The 10339-nt window shown below is 53.3% G+C and carries 9 protein-coding genes; 2 read left to right on the top strand and 7 right to left on the bottom strand.

The window, feature by feature from the left end; translation table 11 throughout:
• The first annotated feature begins 134 nt into the window (after positions 1-134).
• Together GTGU_RS19965 and mdtD are read left to right on the top strand one after the other, a co-directional pair.
• Entirely contained in the window at positions 135-839 is a 705-nt protein-coding gene (locus GTGU_RS19965) for a FadR/GntR family transcriptional regulator (protein WP_038161375.1), read from the top strand.
• 10 nt (positions 840-849) lie between these two features.
• Positions 850-2247 (top strand): multidrug transporter subunit MdtD, encoded by a 1398-nt coding sequence (gene mdtD / locus GTGU_RS19960; protein ID WP_038161369.1) that lies wholly within the window; start codon positions 850-852, stop codon positions 2245-2247.
• Here the strand turns inward: mdtD and rbsR are convergent.
• From rbsR to kup, 7 genes are all read right to left on the bottom strand, one after another.
• Complete coding sequence (gene rbsR, locus GTGU_RS19955) at positions 2244-3236, bottom strand: ribose operon transcriptional repressor RbsR (protein ID WP_156964214.1); 993 nt, start codon at positions 3234-3236, stop codon at positions 2244-2246. The two genes, mdtD and rbsR, sit on opposite strands and share 4 nt — an antisense overlap.
• Before the next feature lie 3 nt (positions 3237-3239).
• The gene (rbsK, locus tag GTGU_RS19950) at positions 3240-4169 is read right to left on the bottom strand and encodes a ribokinase (protein ID WP_038161366.1); all 930 of its coding nucleotides are present in this window, start codon (positions 4167-4169) and stop codon (positions 3240-3242) included.
• A gap of 106 nt (positions 4170-4275) precedes the next feature.
• Positions 4276-5166 carry a ribose ABC transporter substrate-binding protein RbsB gene (rbsB, locus tag GTGU_RS19945; RefSeq protein WP_038161364.1) on the bottom strand — a complete coding sequence of 297 codons (891 nt, stop codon included), beginning with the start codon at positions 5164-5166 and terminating at the stop codon, positions 4276-4278.
• Between the two features lie 25 nt (positions 5167-5191).
• On the bottom strand, positions 5192-6157 hold the full coding sequence (gene rbsC / locus GTGU_RS19940) for a ribose ABC transporter permease (RefSeq protein ID WP_038161362.1): 966 nt from the start codon (positions 6155-6157) through the stop codon (positions 5192-5194).
• A 5-nt stretch (positions 6158-6162) separates the two neighbouring features.
• Positions 6163-7668 carry a ribose ABC transporter ATP-binding protein RbsA gene (gene rbsA, locus GTGU_RS19935; RefSeq protein ID WP_038161359.1) on the bottom strand — a complete coding sequence of 502 codons (1506 nt, stop codon included), beginning with the start codon at positions 7666-7668 and terminating at the stop codon, positions 6163-6165.
• A 7-nt stretch (positions 7669-7675) separates the two neighbouring features.
• On the bottom strand, positions 7676-8095 hold the full coding sequence (rbsD, locus tag GTGU_RS19930) for a D-ribose pyranase (protein WP_038161357.1): 420 nt from the start codon (positions 8093-8095) through the stop codon (positions 7676-7678).
• A gap of 176 nt (positions 8096-8271) precedes the next feature.
• Positions 8272-10143 carry a low affinity potassium transporter Kup gene (kup, locus tag GTGU_RS19925; protein ID WP_038161354.1) on the bottom strand — a complete coding sequence of 624 codons (1872 nt, stop codon included), beginning with the start codon at positions 10141-10143 and terminating at the stop codon, positions 8272-8274.
• Between the last annotated feature and the right edge of the window lie 196 nt (positions 10144-10339).

Here is a 10339-nt window from a genome sequence, read left to right as displayed (position 1 = left end):
ATTACTGTTCGCGTTTTTTTTCACCAATACAGCGCGTGAATTGCCATAAAATGCACTATCTGCTGTTTTAACCGCCGGATTTTCTCATTGAATGGCATACTAAACAGTGAAAAAACGAAAAAGGAATGGCATTTATGTCTTTAAGTGCTCAGCAGTTGGCAGCTCAGAAGAATATCTCCTGGGTATTAGCTGAAAAACTGGCGCAGAAAATTTTAACCGGTGAGTACGCCCCCGGCAGCATTCTTCCTGGCGAAATGGAGCTGGGTGAACACTTCGGCGTCAGCCGAACCGCCGTCCGTGAAGCCGTTAAAACGCTGACCGCGAAAGGCATGGTTCTTCCCCGCCCACGGATCGGCACGCGCGTGATGCCGCAAAGTCACTGGAATTTTCTTGATAAAGAGCTACTTGCCTGGTGGCTTACCGAAGACAACTTTGAATCCGTCGTGACACATTTTCTGGTGATGCGAAGCAGCCTGGAACCGCAGGCCTGCTTCCTGGCCGCGATGCAGAGTACCGCGGAACAGAAAGCAGAACTCAACACATTAATGGACGAAATGGTTCAACTGAAGAAACAGTTCAACCGCGATCGCTGGATCGATGTCGACATGGCCTGGCACGAGCATATCTATGAAATGAGTGCGAATCCTTTTCTGACGTCGTTTGCTTCGCTGTTCCATTCGGTTTATCACACCTATTTTACGTCGATTACGCAAAACGAAGTGGTGAAGCTCGATCTCCACCAGGCTATTGTGGACGCCATTCAGGACGGTGACGGGCAGCGCGCGATGCTGGCGTGTCAGACGTTATTGAATACCCCGCACACCGGAACCGCACAGTGAAGGAAAACGCATGACCAGGAAGAAAGCGCACAGTATGGCCGGCCTGCCGTGGATTGCGGCGATGGCGTTTTTTATGCAGGCACTGGACGCGACTATTCTTAACACAGCACTCCCCGCTATCGCACACAGCCTGAACCGTTCCCCGCTGGCAATGCAATCCGCCATTATCAGCTATACCCTGACAGTGGCGATGCTGATTCCGGTGAGCGGCTGGCTGGCAGACCGTTTCGGTACCCGCCGCATTTTTATGCTGGCCGTCAGTCTGTTTACGCTGGGTTCACTGGCGTGCGCGCTCTCCAGTTCATTACTGGAACTGGTTATCTTTCGCGTGATTCAGGGCATTGGTGGCGCGATGATGATGCCGGTTGCCCGTCTGGCGTTACTGCGTGCCTATCCGCGTAGCGAGCTGTTGCCGGTGCTGAACTTCGTCACGATGCCTGGCCTGGTGGGCCCCATTCTTGGCCCCGTACTGGGCGGCGTTCTGGTCACCTGGGCGACATGGCACTGGATCTTCCTGATTAACATCCCGATTGGCATTGCCGGGCTGATATATGCCCGCAAATATATGCCAAACTTCACCACCCCGCGCCGTGGCTTTGATATGTCGGGATTCCTGCTGTTTGGCCTGAGTCTGGTGCTGTTTTCCAGCGGTATGGAGCTGTTGGGCGAGAAGATCGTCACGACGTGGATAGCGTTAGCCATTGTATTTGCCAGCATTATCCTGCTGTTGTCCTATATCCGCCACGCACGCCATCATCCGACGCCACTCATCGCACTGCCCATTTTTAAAACGCGCACGTTTTCTGTTGGTATCGCCGGTAACCTCGCCACACGTCTTGGCACCGGGTGTATCCCCTTCCTGATGCCGCTGATGCTGCAGGTCGGGTTTGGTTATCCGGCGCTGATCGCAGGCTGCATGATGGCGCCGACTGCTGTCGGTTCAATCATTGCAAAATCGACCGTCACACGGGTGCTACGGACGCTGGGCTATCGCAGAACGCTGATAGGGATTACAGTGTTTATCGGCCTGATGATCGCTCAGTTCTCGCTGCAATCCCCGGCAATGCCCATCTGGATGCTGCTCCTGCCGCTGTTTATTTTAGGAATGGCGATGTCGACGCAGTTCACGTCAATGAACACCATTACCCTCGCCGATCTGACGGATGAAAACGCCAGCAGCGGCAACAGCCTGTTAGCCGTCACACAGCAGTTATCGATTAGTCTGGGGGTTGCTATCAGCGCCGCCGTGCTGCGCTTCTATGAAGGGTTCGAAAATGCCAACACCATCGAGCAGTTCCACTACACCTTTATTACGATGGGAGCGATTACCGTGGTATCGGCGCTGACGTTTATGCTGCTAAAACCGAAAGATGGCCGCAATCTGATTAAAGAACGTCACAAACATTAAACCGAGCCTCGCACTACCAGCTCAGGGGTGAGTTGCACACGCTGCTGTTTTTGCCCTGGCTGCGCCATACGATGGATTAGCACGTCGATAGCCAGCTCGCCCAACTCATCTTTCGGTTGATGAACCGTCGTCAGCGGTGGCGTCATGTAACGTGCCAGTTCGATATCATCGTAACCAATTACCGCCATATCCTGTGGAATACGCAAACCAGCCTGATACAGCGCCTGATAGGCACCTACTGCCATCGCATCATTACCAGCAAATACCGCGTCCGGCGGGACAGGCAGCGCCAGCAACGCATTCATTGCCTCAAAACCACCGCCAAATTCAAAGTCGCTGGTAATTTCATACCCTTCGGTGATTTCAAACCCTGCGCGACGCATCGCCGCCCGATACCCTTCCAGACGCAGGCGGGCAGGCGTTTTGTCCAGCGGACCTGAAATACAGGCAATGCGGGTATGACCGGTGTCGATCAAATACTGCGTCGCTAACTCGCCGCCAAACAACGAGTTATCCTGAATCAGATCACAATCCCCATCGAACGGCGCCCAGTCCATCATCACTATCGGCACCGACGGGTAACGATGCATAATCTCTTGCGAAGGTTGATGCGTTTCAGTACACAACAACAGCAAACCATCAACGCGCTTTTGCATCAGCGTCTCGAGGTTGCTGTTCATACGCTGTTCGTCGCCTTCGGTATTGCATAACACCAGGCTGTAGCCGCGTTCAAAGCAGCTACGTTCAACACCGCGAACCAGTTCAGAATAGAAGGGGTTGGTACTGGCGGTAATGAGCATACCGATGGTGCGGGTCTGATTAAGCTTAAGGCTACGCGCCAGCGCAGAGGGTGCGTAGTTGAGGTTTTTGATGGCGGCTTCGACTTTGGCGGTGATGGCTTCACTCACGAAGCGATCTTTATTGATAACGTGTGAAACCGTCGAGGTGGAAACGCCCGCCACGCGGGCAACATCCTTCATGGTAGCCACACGTTACCCCTGTTGTTGTAAGAAGTCGTCGATCTCTTTGCGCCAGGGAACTGAAGGCTGCGCACCTTTGCGTGTGACGGCAATCGCCGCCGCGGCATGGGCAAAGCGAATCGCTTCATCCAGCGGTTTCTCTTCCAGCAGCGCAGTCACCAGCGCGCCGTTAAAGGTGTCTCCCGCAGCGATGGTATCAATGGCTTTGACTTTGAACCCCGGCACGCGCTGGCCTTTACCGTCAACGCTGGCCCAGACGCCTCGGCTGCCGAGAGTGATAATGACCGTTTTGATGCCTTTGTCATGCAACACACGGGCGGCTTTGGCGGCGTCATCGTCATTTTCCACACTAATGCCGGTCAGTTTTTCCGCTTCAGTTTCATTGGGGGTAATGATATCCACCAGTGACAGAAGTTCGTCAGATAACTCACGGGCAGGTGCCGGGTTTAGCACAACAGAGGTCTGATGCTGGTGCGCAATTTTTGCCGCCGCCATGACGCTCTCCAGCGGGGACTCCAGCTGCATCAGCAATGCGTCCGCCTCAGCGATGCGCGTTTTTTCGGCTTCTACCAGCGAGGTGGAGAGCGCAGCGTTAGCGCCTGCATGAATACCGATAACATTCTCACCTTCTGCATTGACAAAAATCAGCGCGACGCCGGTCGATTCACCACGAATTGTGCTGACGGGCGTGACGTCAATATTATCGATTTCCAGTTGCTTGCGTACGCGAACACCAGTGTCATCATCACCGGTGCAAGCAATAAAGGCGATCTTCGCGCCGCTACGTCCAGCGGCCACCGCCTGGTTTGCACCTTTTCCGCCGAACGCCACCTGATAGTGGTTGCCGGTAACGGTTTCGCCAGGTGTGGGGAACGTTTCAAGGTTAAGAATGTGATCGGCATTAATACTGCCAAGGACGACGAGGTTGCCTGCGGTTTTCATTTTGAGTGTGTCCGGTAAAGTGCGCCACCGATGAGAACCTCGGTGGCGCATGCCCTGCTTTTCTTTATACGTTGTCCCTCAGGCTGCGAACAACCTGAATCGCTTATTACTGCTTGATGACCAGTTTCAGGTCAACCGGATATTTGGCCTGAACCTTCTCGCCTTTCAGTACCTTATCCGCAGTGTCAACGCCTTTAGCGCCGATCTGCTCAGGAAGCTGAGCGATAGTCGCTGCCAGTTTGCCATCATTTACGGCTTTTTCGCCATCAGGAGTGCCGTCAAATCCAACCACCATCACATCGGATTTACCTGCGGTCTGCAATGCGCGCAGAGCACCCAGCGCCATTTCGTCGTTCTGAGCAAACACGGCCTGTACGTCCGGATGCGCTGTCAGCAGGTTCTGCATAACGTTCAGACCCTTAGTGCGGTCGAAGTCAGCCGGCTGGCTGGCCAGTACGTTAAATTTGTGTGCTGCAACAGCTTGCTGGAAGCCTTCGCCACGCTCACGAGCGGCGGATGTCCCGGCAATCCCCTGCAGTTCGATCACTTTCGCGCCTTCACCGGCTTTCTTAGCGATGTAGTCACCGGCGATTTTGCCGCCTAACACGTTGTCAGAGGCGATATGGCTCACGACATCGCCTTTTGATGCCACACGGTCAAGGGTAATCACCGGGATTTTCGCCTGGTTTGCCATTTTCACTGCGTTACCGACAGCGTCTGAATCGGTCGGGTTGATCAACAGCAGTTTGGTGCCGCGAACAGTCAGGTCCTGCACGTTAGCCAGCTCTTTCGCCGGGTTGTTCTGAGAATCAAGAACCACCAGGTCGTAGCCCAGTTTGTCAGCTTCTTTCTGCGCCCCGTCTTTCAGCGATACGAAGAATGGGTTATTCAGCGTGGAGATCACCAGTGCGATGGTATCTTTTGCCATTACGTTGGCGCTTACGGTGGCGCTCAGTGCCACAGCTGAAACCAGAGTAGCCAGTTTTTTCATGTTCATATCTGAGATGTCCTGTAGTCGATTATTACTGCTTTTTGTTGTCTACCAGCACCGCCAGCAAAATCACCACCGCTTTGACGATCATCTGGTAATAGGAGGAAACACCTAATAAATTCAAACCATTGTTCAGGAAACCGAGAATCAACGCACCAATCAGGGTCCCGACAATACGACCTTTACCGCCAGCCAGACTGGTACCGCCGAGCACAACGGCCGCGATGGCATCCAGTTCATAGCCTGTCCCTGCTGTCGGTTGCGCGGAAGAAAGACGCGCCACTTCGATAATACCTGCCAGTGAAGCCAACAAACCACACAAAGAATAGACGATAATCTTGATTTTATTGACGTTAATTCCCGACAGACGCGTTGCTGCTTCGTTACCGCCCAGCGCGTAGATGTAACGCCCCAGACGTGTATGATGCAGCATGTACCAGGCGGCGATAAACACAATCGCCATGATCCAGACCGGTGCCGGGACGCCCAGCAGGCGACCGATACCGAACCAACCAAACAGATCAGCGTTATCGGTAAATCCGGTGTTGATCGGACTACCGTTGGTATAAACCAGCGTTACACCGCGCAGCAGCAACATCATGACCAGCGTGGCGATAAACGCCTGCACGCGGCCTTTGGCGACAATCACTCCGGTCACGGCGCCAATCGCCGCACCCAGTGCCAGCGCTGCCGCGACCGCCACCAGCGCATTAACTTCAATACCGACAATCGATGCCGCCACGGCACCGGTCAGCGCCAGCAACGAACCGACGGACAGATCGATCCCGGATGTCAGGATCACCAGCGTCATGCCAACCGCCATAATGGCGTTTACGGAAGTTTGCTGCAGAATATTGAACAGGTTGTTGATGGTAAAAAAGTTGGGACTCATGGCCGACACAATCGCGATCAGCACCAGCAGGGCAATCAGCGATTTTTGCTCCATCAGCCACGCCTTAGTGAAGTAACGGCGCCCAGAAACAGCCGAGGTAGTCATCTTTTTTACTCCTGATTCACACGGTTAAGCTTGCCCACAGCGGCAGCCATCAACACTTCCTGAGTGGCCTGCTCGCGTGTGAATTCACCGCCGAGATGCCCTTCATGCATCACCATGATGCGATCGCTCATGCCTAACACTTCCGGCATCTCGGAGGAGACCAGAATGATGCTCAGGCCATCGGCTTTGAACTGGTTTATTAACTGGTAGATCTCTTTTTTGGCACCCACGTCGACGCCGCGGGTCGGCTCATCGAGGATCAGCACTTTCGGGCGGGTCATCAGCCCACGGGCAATCGCCACTTTTTGCTGGTTACCGCCGGACAACAGACCGATCGCCTGCTCCATTGACGGGGTTTTAACGTTAAACAGGCGTATAAAATCGCTCACTGCCTGCTGCTCATCTTTATGTTTAATGCTGCCACCGTTACGACTGAAATAACGCAACGCCGTCAGCGACATGTTTTCTTTCACCGACATGCCCAGCACGAGGCCATCTCGCTTGCGGTCTTCAGAGATGTATACAATGCCGTTGGCGAGACCATCTTGCGGCGAGCGGGTCACCACTTCGTGCCCGTCGAGCGTGACATAACCACTGGTGCGCGGCAGCGCGCCGTACAGCACTTTCATCAGTTCGGTACGCCCGGCACCCATCAACCCGGCGACGCCAAGAATTTCGCCTTTACGCAAGGTAAATGACACATCGTTTACACCCGGCCCACAGAGGTTATCCACCTTCAGACGGATATCACCCGGCGCTTTCGCAAGATGAGGATACTGTTCTTCCAGCTTACGTCCCACCATCATCTCAATGAGTTGATCTTCAGTGAGTGAGGATACCTCGCGTTCAGCGATAAATTGCCCGTCGCGAAAGACGGTGACGTCATCGCAAATCTCGAAGATTTCTTTCAGACGATGGGAAATGTAGACAATTCCGCGCCCCTGCGATTTTAGCTCGCGGATGACGCGGAACAGAGATTCGGTTTCAGTATCGGTCAGTGCATCGGTCGGCTCATCCATAATGATGACTTTCGATTCGAAGCTCAGTACTTTGGCGATTTCCACCATCTGTTGATCGCCAATCGACAAATCGCCCACCATGCGGTCGCTCTTAAAGCGCAAATTCAGCTTTGCCAGTAGTTTGTCAGCTTCAGCGAACATCATTTTCCAGTCGATTTTGCCAAAGCGATTTATAAACTCGCGGCCGAGGAAAATATTTTCTGCAATGGTGAGTTGCGGGATCAGGTTCAGTTCCTGATGGATAATGCCAATCCCCGCTTCCTGAGAAGATTTTGGCCCGGTAAAGGTGGTTTCTTTACCGAGCCATAATAACGAACCGGCATCACGGGTGTAGATCCCCGTCAGCACTTTCATCATCGTGGATTTACCCGCGCCGTTTTCCCCTACCAGCGCCATCACACGACCAGGATAAACATTCAGTGACGCGCCGGACAGGGCTTTAACCCCCGGGAAGGCTTTGTCGATGCCTTTGAGTTGCAGTAATGCGTCCATGGTGGCCTCAGAAGGTGACGCCAGCACAAAGAATAATATTCGCATACGGGGAACACTCCCCGCTGCGAATGACCGCCTGACTTAGCGCGGTTTGTTGTTTGAACTGTTCATGGGTGGTGTAACGAATTTCAATGGTGTTTCCCTGGTGCTGCTGCAGTCGCTCGATGTGTTTGAGCAACGCTTCGTGGAGTTGCGGATTATGTTGTTTAATCTCTTCCGCCAGAATGGCTTTCTCAACCTGCATCTCCGTGGTAACCACTTCCAGAACCTGCATAAACGAAGGTACGCCCTGGGTGAGTGCCATATCGATACGTTCAGTGCTGTGCGGGACAGGCAAGCCTGCATCACACACTACCAGCGAATCAGTATGCCCAAGACGGGAAATGACCGAGGAGATCTCAGCGTTTAGAACAGTGCCTTTCTTCATTTTTTTACTCCACTAGCGAAACGTTTCGCTGGTAATAGTTTTAGCGTAGTGACGCTCAGAAAACCATCACCACGTTATAGAAATGTGATCAGCATCGAAACGTTTCGCAAAGTGAAATTTGTCAGGCGTTTTAGAATGCCGGGTAAGAGAAGCGCTACCCGGCAGAGGGACGTGTGTTAAATCTCGACCTGGGTGCCGAGTTCGATCACGCGATTTGGAGGAATTTCAAATTGATCCGGCGCGCGCAGGGCGTTGCGCTGCAACAGAAGATAGAGCTTACCACGTAACCGCAGGTACCATGGCCGGTCTTCACCGAGGATCAATGACTCATGGGACATGAAGAACGACGTTTCCATCATCCGGCAACTGAGTCCTTCCAGACCACAGCGGTGGAACACCTCTTCCACGTTCGGCGTTTCACGCCAGCCGTAGCTGGCAACCACTCGCCAGAACGATGGCGAAAGCTGTTCTATCTGCACACGGCGCACATTGTGCACATACGGCGCATCTTCAGTGCGTAATGTCAGCAGGATCACGCGCTCATGCAGCACCTTGTTGTGCTTCAGGTTATGCAGCATCGCAAAAGGGATCACGTTCAGCGCACGGGACATATAGACCGCGGTACCCGGCACACGCACTGGCGGTGATTTTTCCAGCGAGGCAATCATCGCTTCCAGAGAATTACCGTGTTCATGCATACGACGCAACAGACGGAAGCGCTCGCTTTTCCAGGTGGTCATCACCAGGAACATCACGATGCCGAGGCTTAACGGCAGCCAGCCGCCGGAGAGGAGTTTATCCAGGTTCGCAGAGAACAGCGGCACATCGACAAACAGGAACGACAGCAGGATAAGCCCCACCAGGTACTTGTTCCAGTTCCAGTTTTTCCGCGCCACGGTAGCAGAAAGAATCGAGGTCAGCACCATCGTACCGGTCACTGCAATGCCGTAGGCCGCTGCCAGATTGCTCGAATGTTCAAAACTGACGATAACCAGTACCACAGCAAAGTAGAGTAGCCAGTTAATAAACGGGATGTAAATCTGGCCGGATTCCATTTCCGAAGTATGGATGATGCGCATCGGTGACAGATACCCGAGGCGCACTGCCTGGCGGGTCAGTGAAAAGACGCCGGAAATGACAGCCTGTGAAGCGATAACTGTCGCCAGGGTAGCAATAATCAGCATTGGCACCAGCGCCCATTCCGGTGCCAGCAGGAAGAACGGATTTTTAATCGCTTCAGGGTGTTCCAGCAATAGCGCGCCCTGACCAAAATAGTTCAGCACCAGCGACGGCAACACGACTGTAAACCAGGCTACGCGAATCGGCAGTTTGCCGAAATGGCCCATATCCGCATACAGCGCCTCGACACCGGTGATAGCCAGCACCACCGCGCCCAGCGCCACGAAAGACACTGTTTTAAATTCAAGGAAGAAATGTACCGCCCAGTATGGGTTCAGCGCATGCAGCACATCCGGATTAGCAATAATGCTGCGCAACCCCAGACCGGCCAGAAGCAGGAACCAGATCAGCATAATCGGAGCAAACAGCTTGCCGACCATACCGGTGCCATGCTTTTGAATCACAAAGAGTAAGGTGAGGACGATAATGGATATGGGAACTATCCAGGAATCCAGTTGGGGGGCAATGATCTCCAGCCCTTCAATGGCGGACATCACCGAAATCGCCGGGGTGATCACTACCTCGCCATAAAAAAAGCTGCCGCCTATCAGTCCAAGGATCACCAGCACTGACGTGGTTCTCGCCGATGTGTTGCGCCCGGCCAGCGACATCAGCGTCAGAATACCACCTTCACCAGCGTTATCCGCCCGCATCACAAAGGTGATGTACTTGATGGAAACCGTAAAAATCAGCAGCCAGAAAATCAGTGACAGAAACCCAAAAACCGCATCACGTTCAACGCCAAAACCGAACTGCCCGGACAGACATTCACGAAGCGTGTACAACGGGCTGGTACCAATGTCACCGTATACCACGCCAATGGCTGCGAGCGTAATCGCAGGCAACGATTGCTTATTATCAGTACTCATAGACTCTTCTTTCGTTTATAAAACAAATGAGTGCCTGGTCCCTTGGCCCACAAAAAGGCGCACAGTATGCACGATTAATCACAAAATCGTACCCCTAACTGAATTCATGTTAACCTGGCTCAAATAAAAAAAGCGCAGCGTCGGCACCGGGTACCACCGATAATCCTGAGCGGCTATACTCGCTCAATTAGCCGGT

Source organism: Trabulsiella guamensis ATCC 49490, assembly GCF_000734965.1.
Classification (GTDB): domain Bacteria; phylum Pseudomonadota; class Gammaproteobacteria; order Enterobacterales; family Enterobacteriaceae; genus Trabulsiella; species Trabulsiella guamensis.
Note: the sequence above shows the minus strand (reverse complement) of the source record. Positions and strands in the feature narration are given on the sequence as shown.